The sequence below is a fragment of the Haloactinomyces albus genome, assembly GCF_031458135.1.
Classification (GTDB): domain Bacteria; phylum Actinomycetota; class Actinomycetes; order Mycobacteriales; family Pseudonocardiaceae; genus Haloactinomyces; species Haloactinomyces albus.
This window is the reverse complement of the sequence record NZ_JAVDXW010000001.1, coordinates 2,836,731-2,855,188: the sequence shown is the minus strand read 5'-3', so window position 1 is coordinate 2,855,188 and position 18,458 is coordinate 2,836,731. Positions and strand designations below refer to the sequence as shown.

At 66.7% G+C, this 18,458-nt stretch carries 17 protein-coding genes; 2 read left to right on the top strand and 15 right to left on the bottom strand.

The window, feature by feature from the left end; all coding sequences use genetic code 11:
- Window positions 1-70: 70 nt before the first annotated feature.
- Complete coding sequence (aceB, locus tag JOF55_RS13520) at window positions 71-1,690, bottom strand: malate synthase A (RefSeq protein ID WP_310274128.1); 1,620 nt, start codon at window positions 1,688-1,690, stop codon at window positions 71-73.
- 313 nt (window positions 1,691-2,003) lie between these two features.
- On the opposite strand from aceB, the gene JOF55_RS13515 reads away from it, so the two are divergent.
- Entirely contained in the window at window positions 2,004-2,846 is an 843-nt protein-coding gene (locus JOF55_RS13515; protein WP_310274126.1) for an IclR family transcriptional regulator, read from the top strand.
- A 116-nt stretch (window positions 2,847-2,962) separates the two neighbouring features.
- Here the strand turns inward: JOF55_RS13515 and tsaE are convergent, their stop codons facing one another.
- The 5 genes from tsaE to glmS form a co-directional block, all read right to left on the bottom strand.
- Window positions 2,963-3,433 (bottom strand): tRNA (adenosine(37)-N6)-threonylcarbamoyltransferase complex ATPase subunit type 1 TsaE, encoded by a 471-nt coding sequence (gene tsaE, locus JOF55_RS13510; RefSeq protein WP_374727486.1) that lies wholly within the window; start codon window positions 3,431-3,433, stop codon window positions 2,963-2,965.
- The gene (locus JOF55_RS13505) at window positions 3,433-4,551 is read right to left on the bottom strand and encodes an alpha/beta fold hydrolase (protein WP_310274123.1); all 1,119 of its coding nucleotides are present in this window, start codon (window positions 4,549-4,551) and stop codon (window positions 3,433-3,435) included. Before JOF55_RS13505 ends, tsaE begins: the two co-directional genes overlap by 1 nt.
- Window positions 4,548-5,696 carry an alanine racemase gene (gene alr / locus JOF55_RS13500; protein ID WP_310274121.1) on the bottom strand — a complete coding sequence of 383 codons (1,149 nt, stop codon included), beginning with the start codon at window positions 5,694-5,696 and terminating at the stop codon, window positions 4,548-4,550. The genes JOF55_RS13505 and alr overlap by 4 nt, the downstream gene beginning before the upstream one ends.
- A 124-nt stretch (window positions 5,697-5,820) precedes the next feature.
- Complete coding sequence (locus tag JOF55_RS13495; protein WP_310274119.1) at window positions 5,821-7,371, bottom strand: NAD(P)H-hydrate dehydratase; 1,551 nt, start codon at window positions 7,369-7,371, stop codon at window positions 5,821-5,823.
- Between the two features lie 142 nt (window positions 7,372-7,513).
- A complete protein-coding gene (gene glmS / locus JOF55_RS13490) occupies window positions 7,514-9,376 on the bottom strand; it encodes a glutamine--fructose-6-phosphate transaminase (isomerizing) (RefSeq protein WP_310274117.1) in 1,863 nt (620 codons plus the stop codon).
- A 188-nt stretch (window positions 9,377-9,564) separates the two neighbouring features.
- Between glmS and JOF55_RS13485 the strand changes: the two genes are divergently transcribed.
- Window positions 9,565-10,410 (top strand): dienelactone hydrolase family protein, encoded by an 846-nt coding sequence (locus JOF55_RS13485; protein ID WP_310274114.1) that lies wholly within the window; start codon window positions 9,565-9,567, stop codon window positions 10,408-10,410.
- Window positions 10,411-10,435: 25 nt separating this feature from the next.
- On the opposite strand, the gene JOF55_RS13480 is transcribed toward JOF55_RS13485, so the two are convergent.
- From JOF55_RS13480 to rplM, 9 genes are all read right to left on the bottom strand, one after another.
- Entirely contained in the window at window positions 10,436-11,116 is a 681-nt protein-coding gene (locus JOF55_RS13480) for a hypothetical protein (protein WP_310274112.1), read from the bottom strand.
- 80 nt (window positions 11,117-11,196) lie between these two features.
- Window positions 11,197-11,748, bottom strand: a complete 552-nt coding sequence (locus JOF55_RS13475) for a hypothetical protein (protein WP_310274111.1) — start codon at window positions 11,746-11,748, stop codon at window positions 11,197-11,199.
- Complete coding sequence (locus JOF55_RS13470; protein ID WP_310274109.1) at window positions 11,745-14,411, bottom strand: WXG100 family type VII secretion target; 2,667 nt, start codon at window positions 14,409-14,411, stop codon at window positions 11,745-11,747. The genes JOF55_RS13475 and JOF55_RS13470 overlap by 4 nt, the downstream gene beginning before the upstream one ends.
- Window positions 14,412-14,414: 3 nt before the next feature.
- Window positions 14,415-14,741: a hypothetical protein gene (locus JOF55_RS13465; protein WP_310274107.1), complete on the bottom strand. Its 327-nt coding sequence runs from the start codon at window positions 14,739-14,741 to the stop codon at window positions 14,415-14,417.
- 165 nt (window positions 14,742-14,906) lie between these two features.
- Complete coding sequence (locus JOF55_RS13460; RefSeq protein ID WP_310274105.1) at window positions 14,907-15,203, bottom strand: hypothetical protein; 297 nt, start codon at window positions 15,201-15,203, stop codon at window positions 14,907-14,909.
- Window positions 15,204-15,346: 143 nt separating this feature from the next.
- A complete protein-coding gene (locus JOF55_RS13455) occupies window positions 15,347-15,514 on the bottom strand; it encodes a hypothetical protein (protein ID WP_310274103.1) in 168 nt (55 codons plus the stop codon).
- A gap of 51 nt (window positions 15,515-15,565) precedes the next feature.
- Window positions 15,566-16,900, bottom strand: a complete 1,335-nt coding sequence (gene glmM, locus JOF55_RS13450; protein WP_310274101.1) for a phosphoglucosamine mutase — start codon at window positions 16,898-16,900, stop codon at window positions 15,566-15,568.
- 119 nt (window positions 16,901-17,019) lie between these two features.
- Complete coding sequence (gene rpsI / locus JOF55_RS13445; RefSeq protein WP_374727485.1) at window positions 17,020-17,484, bottom strand: 30S ribosomal protein S9; 465 nt, start codon at window positions 17,482-17,484, stop codon at window positions 17,020-17,022.
- A gap of 44 nt (window positions 17,485-17,528) precedes the next feature.
- Window positions 17,529-17,975: a 50S ribosomal protein L13 gene (rplM, locus tag JOF55_RS13440; protein WP_310274099.1), complete on the bottom strand. Its 447-nt coding sequence runs from the start codon at window positions 17,973-17,975 to the stop codon at window positions 17,529-17,531.
- Window positions 17,976-18,458: the final 483 nt, after the last annotated feature.

Below are 18,458 nucleotides of genomic sequence, written 5' to 3'. Positions count from 1 at the left end.
CTCTCACCAGTTCGTGGGTAGCGTCACCGAACGCATTCACGCCCAGATCGGCAACGCCACTCACCCGTACTCAGTCGATGTAGTCGTAGGCGGGCAGGGTCAGGAAGTCGACGAACTCGTCGGCCACCGCCACCCGCTCGAACAGTTCGACCGCCCGGCCGAGGTTCTCGACCGGGAAACCGTCCTCACTGCGCAACTGCTTCTCGGCATCGCCGAGCACCTCGTGGATGAGCTCCTTGGTGACCTGCTGTCCCTCGGCGAGGACGACACCGTTGTGCAGCCACTGCCAGATCTGCGACCGCGAGATCTCGGCGGTCGCCGCATCCTCCATCATGTTGTGGATGGCGGCCGCGCCGTTGCCACCCAGCCACGACACGATGTAGCGCACCCCGATGTCCACGGCCGCCCGCAGGCCCTCGATGGTCTTGTCCCCCGGCGTGGCGGCGACGTTGACCAGGTCGGCGGCGGTCACCGAGACGTCCTCGCGCTTGCGGTCGAGCTGGTTCGGCTTCTCGCCGAGCACCGCGTCGAACTCCTCCTTGCACACCGACACCGTGTCGGGGTGGGCGACCCAGGAGCCGTCGAAGCCGTCGTTGGCCTCACGCTTCTTGTCATCGTGGATCTTGGCCATGGCCTTCTCCGTGACCTCCGGGTCACGGCGATTCGGGATGAACGCCGCCATACCGCCGATGGCGAACGCACCGCGCTTGTGGCAGGTGCGCACCAGCAGTTCGGTGTAGGCACGCATGAACGGCACGGTCATTCCGACACCGTTGCGGTCGGGCAGGATGAAGTCGCTGCCCGCCGAGCGGAAGGTCTTGATGACGCTGAACAGGTAGTCCCAGCGGCCCGCGTTGAGGCCCCCGCTGTGGTCGCGCAGCTCGTAGAGGATCTCCTCCATCTCGAACGCCGCCGGGATGGTCTCGATGAGCACCGTTGCGCGCACCGAGCCGTGCGGGATGCCGAGCTCCTGCTGGGCCTGCACGAAGACGTCGTTCCACAGCCGCGCTTCCAGATGGCTTTCCATCTTCGGCAGGTAGAAGTACGGGCCGCTTCCCCGCTCGAGCCCCTCACGAGCGTTGTGGAAGAAGTACAGACCGAAGTCCACCAGCGCACCGACGGCGGGCTTGCCGTCGACCAGAATGTGGCGCTCGTCGAAGTGCCAGCCGCGCGGGCGCACCAGCGGCACGGCGTGCTCGATGCCGTCGCGAAGCTTGTACTGCTTGCCCTCCGGCGTGGTCAGCTCCACCTGCTTGCGGATCACGTCGTAGAGGTTGACCTGGCCGGACACGACGTTGGACCAGTGCGGGGTGTTGGCGTCCTCCAGGTCGGCCAGCCACACCCTGGCACCGGAGTTGAGCGCGTTGACCGACATCTTGCGGTCGGTCGGACCGGTGATCTCGACCCGGCGGTCACGCAGCGCAGGGGGCGCCTCGGCGACCTGCCAGTCGGACTCGCGGATCTCGCGGGTTTCTTCGAGGAAGTCCAGCTTACCGGTCCGGGCGGCTTCCTCGCGTCGCTGCTTACGGCGTTCCAGAAGCTCGTCACGGCGGCTGCCGAACGCGCGCTGCAAGCGGGCGACGAAGTCGAGGGCCTCAGGGGTGAGGATCTCGTCGCCACGTTCGACAGTGCCGCCGAGCACCTGCACGCCCTGCGCGATTTCCGATCCTGACGGAGTGGATTGGGACATGGGAACGTCCACCTCTTTCTGGTGCCGGGGTCACAGACGGTGGCTGGTGGTCAGCTTGCCGTGTCGGTCACGTCCGCACCCCCTCGGAAGGGGCGACAGCCGGCTAGCGGTACACCCGTTATGTTTTCTGTATCGTGGAGGTTAGTTTCCACATGCCGCTTCAGGCAAGATGACCTGTCCCACCCGTACGGAGGTGGGGCCGCCCGGTCGCCATAAGGTGGAGGCACCAACATGGGACCGGGCGCACGGAATCGGTCACGGCAAGGTTGGTCACGGCAGGGGTCGGCCACGAGACGGGAAGAGGATCGTTGCGATGGCGGTTGGGCAGGACGGTGCCGGTCGGAAGGCATCCGATCGGAAGAGTCCCGACCGGGGTGGGACGGAACAACCCAAGTCCGGCCAGGGCGGAGGCGTGCAGTCGGTCGAACGCACCTTCGAACTGCTGGAGTTGATGGCCGATGCGGGCGGCGAGGTGGCGCTGAGCGATCTCGCCGAGGCCTCCGCACTCCCCCTGCCGACGATCCATCGGATCATGCGCACCCTTGTCAGCAGGGGATACGCGCGCCAGCAGCCGTCACGGCGTTACGCTCTCGGCCCCAGCCTGATCCGGCTCGGCGAGACGGCCAGCCGCGCACTCGGTTCCTGGGCACGCCCGTACCTGGCCGAACTCACCGAAGCCACCGGCGAAACCTCCAACATGGCCGTGCTCGAAGGCACGCAGATCGTCTACGTCTCGCAGGTGCCCTCACAGCACTCGATGCGAATGTTCACCGAGGTGGGCAGGCGCGTCGATGCGCACGCGACGGCTGTCGGCAAGGCCGTGATGGCCACCATGCCCGCCGACACCGTCACGCAGGTGCTGTCCCGCTCGAGTATGGCGCCACAGACCGAGCGCACCATCACCACGATCGACGACATGCGCACGGAGCTGGACAAGATCCGTGAGGTCGGCTATGCACTCGACGACGGGGAGCAGGAAGTCGGCGTGCGCTGCTATGCCGTCGCCGTGCCCGATGCCCCCGCGGGCTCCGCGATCTCCATCAGCGGGCCGGAGGGACGCATGACCCGGATCGCTGCCGACGAGGTCATCCCGCTGATGCAGCGGCTCGCCCGGGAACTCGGCACCGAACTCAGCACCACCGCCGAGCCTTCCTGAGCACGCTTCGCGGCGCCGGGGGCTTCGCTCGCCTGCTTCCCCGCCGGAAGTTTTCCCGGAAACTTCCGACCCGTCCGCACTGGCGGGCGAACCCTCGCCGCTTGCCGCCGCCTCGCTCAGCTCACGATCCGCTCGGCCCAGGACGTGCCGTGCGGCTCCAGAGTGATCTCGCGAACGTCATCGTCGCGCCGGTGCAGCCGCACCACGAGGTACTCGTCCCCCAAACGCTCGGCGACGCCCTCGCCCCACTCCACCACGACAGCGGCATCGGTGAGGTCCGTGTCCAGATCCAGGTCGTCGAGCTCGTCCAACGCGGTCAGACGGTAGGCGTCCACGTGCACCAGCGTCGTCCCGTCGTCCCCACCGGGCCGGTGCACCCGCGCGATCACGAACGTCGGCGAGGTCACCGGGCCGGTGACGCCCATACCGGCGGCGATCCCCTTGACGAGCACGGTCTTACCCGCGCCGAGCGGTCCCGCCAGCAACACGAGGTCCCCGGCACGCAGCCGCGCACCCAGCTCTCGACCGAACTCCAGCGAGTCGGCTTCCCGCAGGCACTCGTGGGTCCGCGTTCCGGTCTCCGACATCATGTGCCGCTCACCCCTTCCTGATCCCGGCCGCTCTGCCCGGTGGCCCGGGCCACGACCCTGCGGAGCAGCCCGACCAGGTGTGCGGTGACGAACTCGTGGCGATCCAGGATGACCATGTGCCCGCCACCGTCGACGCGCACCAGCTCGGCATCCGGCAACTCATCGGCGATCGCCTCGGCATGCGAGAACGGTGTCAGCCGATCGCAGTCGCCACCGAGCACCAGCACCTCACAGTGGCGCAGCCCGGCCAGGGCCGCCTTCCGGTCATGGGAACCGATGGTGTCCAGGAAATCCGTGACCACCTCGACCGTCGTTCCCGCGATCATGTCGTCCACCAGATCGACCAGGGCGGTGCTGACCTCACCTCCGCCGAAGGCCAGATTACGAACGATGCTCCAGGTGAGCTGGGAACCGGTGCGGCGCGCGCGTTCGACCAGTCCCGACTGCCATCCGGCGACCACACCGAGTCCCCGGGTCAGCGGGTTGTGCCGGGACAACCACGGTTTGGGCAGGCCGGAGGCGCCGACGGCGCCGGCCGACGTACCGATCAGCGCCACCGCCGAGACGCGCTCGGCGAACAGCTTCGGTCGCTGTTCCGCCAGCGCCATGATCGCCATCCCACCCATCGAATGGCCGACCAGCATGATCGATCCCTTGCCGACCGTGGCGCGCAGGACCGCATCGAGATCCTTGCCGAGCTGTTCGATCGTGCTGTTCTTCCTGCCGGAATGGCCCGAGCGGCCGTGGCTGCGCTGGTCGTAGAGCACCACCCGCACGCGCGGGTCGGTGAGATCCGGCAGGTCCCTGCGCTGGAAGTGCCAGCACCTCGAGTCCAGTGTGTAACCGTGCACGAAGACCACGGTCAGATCCGCCTCGAAGCCGTCGGCGGGCATGATCTCCTGCACCGCCAGCGGCACACCGTCATCGGCGGCCACCGTGGACTGCCGAGTGGGTTTGAGACGCCCGAGCGGTTCGCCCGCATAGGGATCACCGTCGACACCACTGAGCCGCTGCGCGGCGATACGGGAGCTGTGCGCGGCGGCCCCCATCACCGTGCCGGTCACGGCGGCCCCCAACACACCACTGGTCCAGACGAGGGCCTGCCACGGTCTCACGACTCGGCCTCCGTTTCCACCACGGTTCGGCTCACCCGAGGACGATACATCCCGGTAACGATCTCGTAATGGATTGTGCCCAGCGTGTCAGCCCATTCCGCAGCAGTCGGCTCCGTTCGGTCCCCCGGACCGAACAGCACCACCTCGTCCCCATCGGAAACCGCATCGTCGCCGCACAGCACCATGAGCTGGTCCATGCACACGCGGCCGACGACCGGCCGGCGTTTGCCCGCCAGCCAGACCCACATCCGACCGGAGAGAGCGCGCGGCACCCCGTCGGCGTAGCCGACCGGCACCAACGCGAGGGTGGCGGGCTGCTCCGCCGTCCACGAGTGCCCGTAGGAAACGCCCTCGCCCGCGGCGATGCGCTTCGTCAGCGTCACGGAGGAACGAAACGTCATCGCCGGGCGCAAACCGTGGTCTCCCGCCTGCGGGACCGGATCCAGACCGTAGACGGCAATCCCCGGCCGGACGAGATCGAAATGCAGATCGGGGCGGGTCAACACCGCCGCCGAGTTCGCCAGGTGGCGCAGCGGGCGCAGACCCGCCTGCTTGGCCTGTTCGTAGGCTCGCTCGAACCGGTCGGCCTGCATATCGATCGACGGATGACCGGGCTCGTCGGCGCAGGCAAGATGCGACCACACCGCGACCACCTCGACATTCCCCTCCGTCTGTGCCCGCGCGGCGCTGTCGACGAGGTCGGGCCACTGCTCGGCGGGACAACCGCTGCGGTTCAGTCCCGTGTCGATCTTGAGGTGCACCCGGGCGGTGCGGCCGAGACCGGAGGCTGCTGTCGCGATCCTGTGCAGGTCGGCCACGGTCGAGGCGGACACGTCGACGTCGGCGCCGATGACCGGGGTGATGTCCTCGTCCTGGGAGTACAGCCAGCACAGCAGCGGCGCATCGATGCCCGCTCGGCGCAGCTGCAGTGCCTCGGCGATGGAGGCCACGCCGAGCCACTCGGCACCGGAGTCCAGGGCGGCCCGCGCCACGGTCAGCGCCCCGTGCCCATAGCCATCGGATTTCACGATCGCCATCGTCCGTGCTCCGGAACGCCTCGCGTGCCCGGCGAGAACGGCGACATTATGACGTATCGCGCCGACGTCGATGCGCAGATCGGCACGATACGTGGACTGGTCGTTCATGGCACCGGCCATTTTCGCACAGCACCCCCGATCTCGCGCTTCCGCCGTGCGCACACCGTTACGATGCTCGGGTTACCGCGGGGTGGGTCCGATCCCTCCCGCGGGATCGAACTCTCGCTGAAGATCAACGGGCGTGCGCACGGACGGCACGGACGGCATCCGGCAGGGAAGCCAGCAGCGCCGACGCGCCGATGGGAGCACCCGCGCCCGGAGCACCGTCGAGCTCCGGGTCGGTGGCCGTACCGGGCGTGCCCGCCGCACCCGAGCCGCCGTATGCGGCGATCTCAGCGGCCAGCGAGTGCACATACGTGGCATATCCGCAGGCGAGCCACGGTTCGACACCACTTGCCAGCAGAGCGCCGATCAGACCGGTGAGGACGTCACCGGAACCGGCCGTCGAGGGCCAGGCGTGCCCCGAGGTGTTCACGAGTACCCGCCCGTCGGCAGCGGCGATCACGGTGCTGTTGCCCTTGAGCAGCAGCACGATGCCGTACCGCATCGCGACCTCGCGTGCGGCGGACACCCGGTCCGCGCCGAAGTCCCCGGCCAGCCGCGCGAACTCCCCGCTGTGCGGAGTCAGTACCAGCGGTGCGTCCGGGTCACGCGCGTCCCACAGGATCGAATCCTCGGCCAGCAACGTGATCGCATCGGCATCGGCACACACGGCACGCCCGGACTCCAGGATTTCCGCCATCACCGCACGGCCACTCGATCCGGTTCCGATCCCGGGCCCGACGGCCCAGGACTGCACCCGCCCGGAGTCGGCGACCGAACCGGTGGCCACCACCTCCGGCCAATGCGACCGCACCGCGTCGGCGGCAGGACCCGCATAGCGGACCATGCCGGAGGTCGCCTGCACCGCCGCGCCACCGGTCAGTACGGCCGCCCCGGGAAAGTTCGCAGAGCCCGCCGCGACACCGACCACGCCCTGGCTGTACTTGTCGTCCCTCGGCGCGGGGACCGGCCATCCCGCACCGACATCGGCGACATCCAGCAGCACGAACTCCGGCTCCTCCAGATACGGATCGAGGCCGATGTCGATCACTGCGACCGCTCCCGAATGCACCGGTCCCGCGCCGAGAACATGCGCGGGCTTGCGGCCACCGAAAGTCACGGTGACCTCGGCTCGGACCGCAGGACCGTCCGCCACCCCGGTGAGCGGGTCGACGCCGCTGGGCAGGTCGACGGCCACGATCGGAACGAGGATGCGCCGGACCAGCTCGGCAGCTCGCGGGCGGAGCGGGCCGCGCGCCGCCAACCCCACGATGCCGTCGATCACGACATCGGCGCGCTCCAACGCCGCCGAGGCCTGCGCACCGACGCCTGCGGTGTCGGCACCGGGGCCCTCGACGTCGACCGCCCGGCCACCGGCCCGACGAAACGCCGCCAGCCCGGCGGCATGCGTCTTGTCCGGAGCCAGCAGCAGGGCGGTCACCCCGACGCCCCGCTTGCGCAGGAATGCCCCGGCCCACAGCGCATCACCACCGTTGTTGCCCGCACCGACGAGCAGGGTGACGTGCCTGCCGGAAACGGCACCCGTGCACCGCCCGAGCAGGCGAGCGGTGTGCAGGGACACCGCATGGGCGGCACGCCGCATGACGGCAGGCTCGGCAGTGCGTTCGAAGAGCCGCTGCTCGGCAGCGCGCACCTGGTCCGGCGTCCACACTCCCCGCACGGGCTCTCCTCGCGTTCGACGTTGTGCACCTGGGCGAACAACCGCTCCGCCGAAGACGGCGCTGTCGCAGGGCGGCGGCGCCGTCACGGACAACGGCACCACGGACAATGCTGTGCACGTCCGGCGATGCCGACAACCGGCGTCACTCCACGGTGACCGACTTCGCCAGATTACGAGGTTTGTCGACGTCGTATCCGCGAGTGCGGGCGATCTCCGCGGACAACACCTGCAACGGCACCGTCGACACCAGCGGCTGCAGCAACGTCGGCACCGCCGGAATCTCGACGAGCTCGTCGGCGAACGGACGCACCGTCTCGTCGCCCTCCTCGGCGATCACGATGGTGCGCGCACCCCGCGCCTGGATCTCGCGGATGTTCGACAGCATCTTCGCGTGCAACTGGGCGCGCCCCTTCGCCGAGGGCATCATGACGACCACCGGCAGCCTGTCCTCGATCAGCGCGATCGGGCCGTGCTTGAGTTCCCCGGCGGCGAAGCCCTCGGCGTGCATGTAGGCGAGCTCCTTGAGCTTGAGCGCCCCCTCCAGCGCGATCGGATACCCGACGTGCCTGCCGAGGAACAGCACCGCCTTGGAGTCCGCCGTCTCGCGGCTGAGTTCCCGCACCTGCTCGACCGTCGCCAGCACCCGCCGAACCGCCTCGGGCATCGCCGCGAGCTCGGAGAACTCCCGCTCCACCTCGTCGGAGTACTTCGTGCCGCGCGCCTGCGCCAGGGCCAGCCCCACCAGGTAGTTCGCCGCGACCTGGGCGAGGAACGTCTTCGTCGCGGCCACTCCGATCTCCGGCCCCGCGTGGGTGTAGAGCACCGCGTCGGACTCGCGGGGAATCTGCGCACCGTTGGTGTTGCAGATCGCCAGCACCCGCGCATGCTGCGTACGCGCGTGCCGCACCGCCTCCAGGGTGTCGGCGGTCTCACCGGACTGCGAGATCGCCACGACCAGGGTGTCCCGTCCCAGCACCGGGTCGCGGTAGCGGAACTCGCTGGCCAGCTCGACCTCCACCGGCACCCGGCACCAGTGCTCGATGGCGTACTTGGCCAGCAGTCCGGAGTGGTACGCCGAACCACACGCGACGACGAAGACCTTGTCGATGTCGCGCAGGTCCTGCTCGGTCATGCGCTGCTCGTCGAGGACCACGCTGCCGCCCGAGAAGTGCCCGCGCAGGGTGTTGGCCAGCGCCTCCGGCTGCTCCTCGATCTCCTTGAGCATGAAGTAGTCGTGGCCGCCCTTCTCCGCGGCCGACAGGTCCCAGTCGACGGTGAACGGCTTGGCCGCGACCTCGTCCCCGTGGAAGTCGCTGACCCGGTAACCATCGCGGGTGATGGTGACCGCCTGGTCCTGGCCCAGCTCGACGGCATCACGAGTGTGCTCGATGAACGCGGCCACGTCGGAGGCGACGAACGTCTCCCCGTCGCCGACACCCACGACCAGGGGCGAGGAACGGCGTGCCGCGACGATCGTGCCGGGCTCGTCGGCATGCGTCACGACGAGGGTGAAGGCCCCTTCCAGGCGACGCGCCACCACGCACACGCTCGCGGACAGGTCGCCCGCGGTCGGGCCCTGTGCGTAGGCACGGGCGATCAGGTGGGCGGTGGTTTCGGTGTCGGTGTCGCTGGCCATCTCGACCCCGGCCGACTCCAGCTCGGCACGCAGTACGGCGAAGTTCTCGATGATGCCGTTGTGCACCACCGCGACCTTGTCGCTGGAGTCGCTGTGCGGATGGGCGTTGCGGTCGGTCGGCGCGCCGTGCGTGGCCCAGCGCGTATGGCCCATACCGCTGGTTCCCGCGAAACGTTCGGTACCGACTTCCTCGAGACGCTGCTCCAGGTTGGCCAGTGCCCCGGCCTTACGTTCGACCGCCAGCCGACCCGTGCCGTCGACCATGGCGACTCCGGCCGAGTCGTAACCCCGGTACTCCAGTCGTCGCAGCCCGTCGAGCACCACATCGAGTGCCGGACGCTGCCCTACATAACCCACAATGCCGCACACCCCGACCAGGGTAGTCAGACCGCGCCGAACGCACCCGGGGGCATGGACCACGAACGGTTGCGCGAACGGTTGAAGGTTCGCGCGGCCGGTTCGCCGCCGCTCACCGTGCCAGGGTTACCCACCGATCGGGGGCGGGCGCCGGTATCACCACCGCGCGAGAGCGGCCGGGTCCGCTACCGTGATGTGCCATGGCGCGCACTGCCAAGATTCCCAAGGCTGCCAAGTCCCCCAAAAAAGCACTGGAGGAACTGTCGCAGCGGGGACCACACGAGGTGCTGCACGGCGACCTCGCGCTGGTCGGACTGCCCGGCACGGTCTGCACCCCGCGCAGCGGGCGCGGCCTGCCCGCCGTCGCGTTCGGACACGGTTGGCTGCAACCGCCCCTGCGGTACCGGAGTCTCCTGCGGCACCTGGCCTCGTGGGGCATCGTCGCCGCCGCACCGGGAACCCATCGGGGCCCCTTCGCCTCCCATCGGCTGTTCGCCTCCGACCTGCGCACGACTTTGGACATCTGCGCGGGAGTACGTCTCGGCGAGGGCGACATCAGCGTCGACGAGAAGCGGCTCGCCGTTGCCGGGCACGCCATGGGAGGTGGCAGTGCCGTGCTCGCGGCCGCCGAGGACGATCGCATCCGCTCGGTCGCCACCCTCGCGGTCTCGGAGACCATGCCCTCCGCGGTGGCCGCGGCCGAGCGCGTCACCGTGCCCGGAATGCACCTCGCGGCGGAACGGGACCTGCTCGCCCCGGCCACGGGCAACGCCGAGCCGATCGCCAAGGCGTGGGGCGGCCCGGTGCAACTGCGCACGGTCAAAAAAGCCGACCACCTCGGCTTCACCGAGGGCCGCCACTGGACCGAACTGCTGTTCCACGGCAAGGCCCACCGCGGCACGCAGAAGCTGTCCCGAGCGCTGCTCACGGCGTTCCTGCTGCACACACTCACCGACGACACGCGCGGCGACGCCCTGCTCGACGCCGACGTGTCCCGCTGCCCCATCGACGCCGAGCACTCCACCGGCGAGCTCGTGACAGCGTGAGTCCTCAGCGCGGCGGGGTGATTCCTCAGCGCGGCGGGCCCTGCTGCCACTGCTGCTGGGGATACTGCTGAGGCGGCTGGGGCGGCTGCTGGTACATCTGCGGCTGCTGGGGTTGCATCGACTGTGCAGGCATCGCTTGAGGCTGCGCCTGCGGGTAACCGGCCTGCTGCGGCATCGGCTGTCCGCCATGGCCCATCGCCCCTCGAACGACAGTCGCGGAATTCTTTCGAAATGCCCGATTCACCGACGGGAGAAAAGCGAGCGCCAGGGCAACGGCAGCACAGACAAACTCAGGCACCGGAACGCCGGTAAAGTAGAAATCCAGCCCCAACACGATAAAATAGGTCAAGGATACCGCAACGAGAGCCCATCTCCCAACGGAGGAACAAAAGGCAGTCATCATCCCGGACACAATAAAAGCGAAATACGCTAATTCATACACCAGCCATGCCGCAATACTCGATTGCCAATAGTCGATAAATATCAGCTCTTCAAACATCTCCAGGCTATCGGAGATAACAACTCTCTCGACGAGGCCGGTAATAACGTAAAACATCATCGGGCCAGTACTCATCAGCCCCAATGCAATGGCCCATCCTCTTGATCCTTTTCCCTGCGACGGCCTGTTCGGCAGCGTATAACCGCCTTGCTGCGGGTGGACCACTTGAGGGGTGACCGGCGGGCCAGGCGGAAATCCCTGAGTCACTGCGCTTTCCTTCTCGATCGATGTCGTTATAAAAAGCGGGTGCGGCCCGGGCAACGCCGGGCCGCACCCACCACGATGATTCACCGCAACCAACTGCGCTGGGAAAAGTCATCATCGTCATCCCAGTCGTCGTCGAAAGCCGGCCGCCGACGCGGTGCGGGGCGTGGTGGTGCCGGTGGAGCGGCCGGTTCCGGCTCCGGCCGTGCAGCCTCCTCTTGTTCTTGTCGACCGAATCTGCCTGCCTGCACCTGCCAACGGGAATCGGCCGCAGGGGCCGAGTGCGGCTGTGCTTGCGCCTGGTACTGCGATTCCGGCATAGCCTGCGGCTGCGAGGGAGCTCCCCAGGAAATCGGCTGTTTCCCGGCAAACGGATCGTCGTCCTCCGCCTCACCGAAGCTGAGCTGCTCCTTCCGGGCCCGCTCACGGGCCGCGGCCTGTTCCGCTTCGCGCCGCTCGGCTTCCTTACGATCGTATTCGGCCTGTTTTTCTTCGATTTCGCGTTCCCGCTCCTCGATCTCGGCCTGAATCGCGGCTACTCCTTCCTCGTACTCCGCATCGAGTTCATTCAAGCGTCGCCGCGACTTTTCGAGGATATCGTCCAGGGGGGAATACGAGCTTGCGGATTCACTCACTTATCCTCATCCTCCCCCAGCACTGCGCGATACTGGAAACCGGCTCCGGCTTCGATTCCGTCGTCGAACAAGTCACCCTGGGTACGCCAGGGGCTGTCGTTGCTGCGCTCCTCGTCTCCGCCGCCCTGCTGTCCGGCGCCGCCCATACCGCCCATGCCCATCGGCATCGCGCCACTACTACCGGAGCCGGAGGTGCCGGACGATCCTTCACCACCGCCGACAGCGCCCATCGAGGCCATGCCCGTCGCTCCCTGCGAACTTGCTCCCGTGGCGTCGCCCCCCATGCTCGCAAACGCCGTCGCACCACCCTGCGACTGCGGATTCCCAACCGGCTGGCCCCATTGGCTGCTGACAGTGCTGTCGGTCGAGGCGAAGCCATCCGCCGAAGCGAAAAGATTGCCGGAGGCACTCCCGAACGAGTTCCGTATGCCCTCTTCGGCGCCGAATCCGCTCATCGCCGTGAAACCTGTCGATGGAGATGTCGCGAAACCCGCCGACTGGGGTGTCGTCGATGCCGGAAAATTCGACGAATCCACCGGTGTCGTTGCGAAGTTACTGCTCGCTTCCGCAGAAGCCGATGTCGACATGACCGGGTTCGCCGCGAATTCCTGGCCGAAACCGGTAGCAGGCGTCTGCGGAGCACCCGCTTGAACACTGGGAGCGGGTGAATCGGCCATACCCGGACTGCTTGCTGGAGCATCGACCGTCAACGGCCCCTGCCCGTCGAATGCCGAGTACGTCGTTGCCTGGCCCTGCGGCGGAACGGACGGTTGCTGCTGTGCACCACCCTGGTCCCCGAAGTCGACCGTATAACTCTGCGGGGCGCCATCGCCGTTGTCCACACTCAGCGAGAGCTCACCGGAAGGAGCCCGCTCCACTGTGATCGTCCGGTTCCCGTCCTCGATGCGAGCCGTACCGTCCTGACCAGCCGATACCTGCACGGGACCGTTCGGGCTCGACGGAGACACGGCATCCGCCGAGGCAGCGGACTGCCCCGGTACGGCGAATTGGCCGGATGGTTCCGCCTGGCCGGGCATGGTTTGCTGCGGCACATCCGGTCGTGAGCTCTCCGACTGGAGGACTTCCGGCTGAGAGACTTCCGGCTGAGAGACTTCCGGCTGGCTGTCGGTACCGAAGCCGATTTCATAGGTTCGAGGCTGGCCGTCCTCCCCCAGCACGGTCAGCTCAACGTTCCCGCTCCGATCGGGTTCCTGCACGGAGATCCGGTTGTCCCCCTCGCCCACGGTGACCTGCTCACCGGGCGACTGAGGCGGCACGAGCGGCTGGTCGGGTCCGAACGACGGCGGATTCCCCGGTGAGGATGAGGCCTCCGACGAGGGTGCGGCATCGCCGGGCTTCGGCATTTCGGGCGGAGTCGGCATCTGCGATGACTGCGGGGCAGCAGCGCTCCCACCGCCCGCCATACCGCTCGGGACTCCGCCACCGGGAATGCCACCCGAGGAACCACCGCCGGTGGCGCCACCGATATTGCCGCCGCTGACCCCACCACCTGTCGGAGCCGCCGACCCGGCATCACCTGTTCCCGATTGGTCCGGAGCCGTATTCTCACCGGGTTTGTTCGACGACTTCTCCTGGCTCTCTTTCCTCGACGGAGATGCTCGAGCATCTCCCATACTCAACTTCCCGAACGAATCGACGTCGAGCTTACCCAACTGGTTCCCGAGTTCGTTCCAGGCCTCTTCCGTCAGGGTGTATGCCTCGTGGACCCGCTTTCGTAGATTATCCACGTCATTCGCATACCAGTGACAGAAGGTATCCAGCCACTTGATGCGATCGTGTGCGCTGGTACCGCCCTGGCCATCGCCCTTTGCGATACCACTCCAAAGAATTCCTCTATCAACCCGGCAGCCCGGAGAACCGGGAAGTTTCAAGTCGTCCCAGGATACCTGAATACGGTAGTAATTATCTGTTTTACGCGCATCCTCCAAACTTATCATATGATTTTCACGCATGGCCTTATCGACCGTACGCGAGAAAACCGCCCGACCGAACGGTCCATATTCACTCAAGCTCGATGGGCTAGCCAAGTAACCATCACTGATCATTTTTTCCATGCCGTTGATATCATCAAGCATATCTTCGGATTGATCATCTTGGCCATACGACTTCCAGAACACACTGCGCTCTTTGAAATCAGACAATCCGCCCGGGCCGATCATTCCACGAGGAACCTGTGCCGCAGATCTCAGATGACGACTGAAAGCACTGGCTGTATCACAATACGTATTGATCGATTTCTTCATCGCAAGGTACTGCTCACGTGCAGCATCGGCTGCGGTACCCTGCCAAGCCTGGTCCAGCCGCTTTTGGAGCGAGTCCACATCACCGGCCCAGTCACTGCGATGATTACCGAGTTGGGCTATTTTATCGGCAGTAGCATTGAGCGCTCCCCAGTCGATCCCTTCGATGCCGGGGATGTCATGCGTCTCGATGAACCCCGTCCCATAAACAGGATATTCGGAACCCGGGTAATGCTTCGCGGCCGCCGGGTGTTCTCGCCACCTCTTGAAGACACGTCCCCAGTTATCCGTTTTCATGACATCTTCGAGCTCGCTGAGCTTCTTCAAATGGAAATCGGAGTTCTCCTCCGGTTCCGGTTCGACACTCGAATTGACATCAGTGCCGGGCGCTTCCGTGGACATGGATTACACCTCCCCCTGAAGCTCGCCGAGATTCTGACTTTGCGCCGCATCGCGCGTGTCCATATCCGCAAACGAGGTCCGCGCGCCTTCGGCAAGTTCCCGCGCATGCCGTTCAGCCTTACCGAGCGAGGTCACGAGTCTGTCGCGGGTGTTTTCGAAGACTTCCCCCACCAGGGTCTCCCCACCGAGGAGACCGAAAGATGCGGCCGTTGCCTCACCTGTCTCCACCGGCTTCTTCGCCTTCCCGAAAGCGGCACCCAGCTCCTCGGTGTCGCGAGCGATCGCTTTCATCGCATCGCCGTCGTACGACGGTCCCCCTGGCTGTCCCACGAAGCCCTCCTGCTTGCGTTCCCCGACTGCGGCATCGCTTATCCGAGTCGCACGTACCGACTCGGATAAGCATCGCTACCGATTGGTCCTGATCTTGCCAGACGACTTCTCACGCAAAAGAACTTCAGGTAAGGCGATTGCACTCGCAAAGATGACTGAGCTGAGCTACCGAGAGGCAGAGGGGCCGCCCTGCGGTGGGTACTGAGGAGAAGGCTGCGGCGGCTGCACCGGCATCTGCGGCGAGCAACCCGGCTGCACAGGAGGATGCCCGTGCTGGGACGGATAGCCGTAGGTCTGCGGTGGCGCCTGGTGGGATGGATACTGCGTCGGCGAATAACCGTAACCCGCCGACGGAAACCTGGGCCGCTGCGCGCGCTTGCGCCTGCTCAGCACGATCGTCAGCGCGGCACCGCCACCGATGAGTAGTAGCAGCAGGAACAGCGGAATGATCGCACTCTCCATGCGATCAGCTTCTCATCCGCATCAGGTGTTGGAGCGTCAGCTGACCAGGATGACGACGGCGATGACTCCGACCACGAGGACGAAGAGCGGAAGAAGCAGGACGATGGTCAGACCACCGAAGAAGTCGCGCATGGTGAAACCGTTCAATGTGTGGGCCGTCGATGCCAGTAATTGATCAGCCGGCTACTGCCGTCGTGCGCCACATTGATCACCTTCAGGCCGGCGATCACGAGCGCGGACATGACGACAAGAGCAGTAACCAGGCCGACCGCGAACAATCCGACCATAATGGCGACAACGATGGCACCCATGTGAGAATGATCTCACACCGGCACGGCAAAGGGGAGAGGTGAATCACAGATTCACCGGATCGCGCCCACCACCTGCGCCAATCGGTCGGCGGTGTCCTGCGCCACGTCGGCGGTCGGCGCTTCGACCATCACCCGTACGAGCTGCTCGGTTCCCGAGGGACGCAGCAGGACACGGCCGTGGTCACCGAGCTCTTTTTCCGCCTCCGCGACCGCATCGGTCACCGTCGGGGCCTGAACGGCGACCGTCTTGTCCCACACCTGCACGTTGACCAGCACCTGCGGCAACCGCGTCATCGTCGCAGCCAGCACATCGAGCGGATGCCCGGTACCGGCCATCCGTCCCATCAGGCGCAGCGCCGTGAGCAGGCCGTCACCGGTGGTGGCGTGCCCGGGAAGCACCACATGCCCGGACTGCTCCCCGCCGAGAGCAAGCCCACCCGCACGGAGTTCCTCCAGGACGTAGCGGTCCCCCACCGCCGTCGTCCGCAGCGTGATGCCGTATCCGCGCATCGCCAGCCGCAAACCGAGGTTGCTCATGACGGTGGTGACCAGCGTGTCCTCGATGAGCTCGCCGTCCTCTTGCATCGCCACCGCGAGGATCGCCATGATCTGATCCCCGTCCACGAGCGTGCCCGCGGAGTCCACGGCCAGGCATCGGTCGGCGTCTCCGTCGTGTGCGATACCGAGGTCCGCACCGTGTTCCACGACGGCATCCTGCAGGCCCCCCGGATGCGTGGAGCCGACCGCGTCGTTGATGTTCAGGCCATCCGGTTCGGCGTTCAGTGCGATCACCTCGGCACCGGCACGCCGGTAGGCCTCGGGAGCGGCCAGTGCGGCGGCACCGTTGGCGCAGTCCACCACCACCCGGAGTCCCTCCAGGGGATGTGGGGTCGCCACGAGCAGGTGATCGACATAGCGCTGCACCGCGTCCGGCACATCACGCACACGTCCGACGTGGCTGCCGGTCGGGCGATCACCGTACTCCTGGAGTCGCTCGGCGATCTCGTCCTCGACCGCATCCGGCAGCTTGTGCCCACCCGCCGCGAACAGCTTGATCCCGTTGTCCGGCATCGGATTGTGCGATGCGGAGATCACCACACCGAGATCGGCGTCCATCTCCCCGACGAGATGCGCCACCCCGGGCGTCGGCATGACCCCCACCCGGAGGACATCGGCTCCCGCCGAGGTCAGACCCGCCGTGACGGCGGCCTCCAGCATCTCACCGCTGGCACGGGGATCACGTCCGACCAGCGCGACCCGACGATGCGAGTCGTCGCGCTCATACAGCACTCTGGCTGCCGCCGAAGCCACGGACAACGCCAACTCGGGGGTCAGCTCCGCATTCGCCAGACCCCGTACCCCGTCGGTACCGAACAACCGAGACAAGCAGATCCTCCTCCAGCCTCAACGCCTCCGATTCGGGCATACCCGAACAAACAACTGCGGGAGCAGTCGCACGCCCTGTGGACGAACGGCTGCTCCCGCAGGTTGCTCGCGAAGCCGCGTCAGCGCTTGCTGTACTGCGGCGACTTACGGGCCTTCTTGAGACCGTACTTCTTGCGTTCCTTGGCTCGGGAATCGCGGGTCAGCATACCCGCCTTCTTCAGAGCCGGACGGTCCTCGCCGTCCAGTTCCACGAGCGCGCGCGCAATCGCCATGCGCATCGCACCGGCCTGACCGGACGGCCCACCGCCACGCAGGTTCGCGTAGACGTCGAAATTCTCGGCACGGTCGACCGTCTCGAACGGCTCCCGCACGAGCTGCTGGTGCACCTTGTTCGGCATGTAGTCGTCGAACGACTTGCCGTTGAGCACGAACTTGCCGTTACCGGGTACCAGACGGACCCGGACCACGGCCTCCTTACGGCGACCGACGGTCTGCACCGGCCGACCGGTGGGAACGGGTGCCACGTTCTGGGGCGCGGTGTCGGGCTCGAGGTCGGCGGAAGCCGCTTCCTCGGAAACTGGGATGTCGGGCTCTGCAGTGGTCACGTTCTGGTCCTCTGGTCCCTCGGTCACTTCTTGGCCTTCGTCTTGATCTCGAACGGCTGCGGATTCTGAGCCTGGTGCGGGTGCTCAGGACCCGCATAGACCTTGAGCTTCTTGCCCATGGCTCGGCCGAGCCTGCCCTTCGGCAGCATGCCCTTGATGCTCTTCTCCAGCAGCCGCTCGGGTTGCTTGTCCAGCACTTCACCGAAGGATTGCTTCCGCAGACCGCCGGGGTAGTGGCTGTGCCGGTAGGCGAACTCCTGCTCGCGCTTGTTCCCGGTCAGGGCCACCTTCTCGGCATTGACGACGACGACGAAGTCGCCGGTGTCCATGTGCGGAGCGTAGGTCGGCTTGTGTTTACCACGCAGCAGCGTGGCGGCCTCGGTAGCCAGCCGGCCGAGCACCACGTCCTCGGCGTCGATCACATGCCAGGCGTGAGTCACCTCGCCGGCCTTGGGGCTGTACGTGCGCACGGGTCTACCTCGTCGTCGTTCGCGTCGGAATCTCGGTGCGGCCGTCGTATCCCGTCGCCCATCACGCCGGGGCGGATCTCCCGGATTCGCCCCAGGGGAACCGGCACGTCCTGTGGGTCGCCGGGACCCTCACGTCAGACGGTCACCGTGCAGGCGATCGTCTCGGATGGGTCACCAGCCGAGCACCACAGTCGTGCACACCGCACAACAGAATTTGAGAGTACTCGGTGGCTGAAGACACGGTCAAAACGGGTCCCTCCATCGGGCCGTCCCCGGCCCGCTCCACCCGCCGGTTGCATCGAGCGGGGGCACACCGAAAGGTCGATGACCATGTCCCAACCATGGCGAGGATACCCGACGCCGGACACACGACGATGCCCCGGGCCGCCTGGACCCGGGGCATCCCGGCTCGAGAAGCTCGGTTCGGAGCGAGTTCCGGCGGAGACCGAGCTTCCGGCACGGCTATCGTGCGGATTCGGCCGT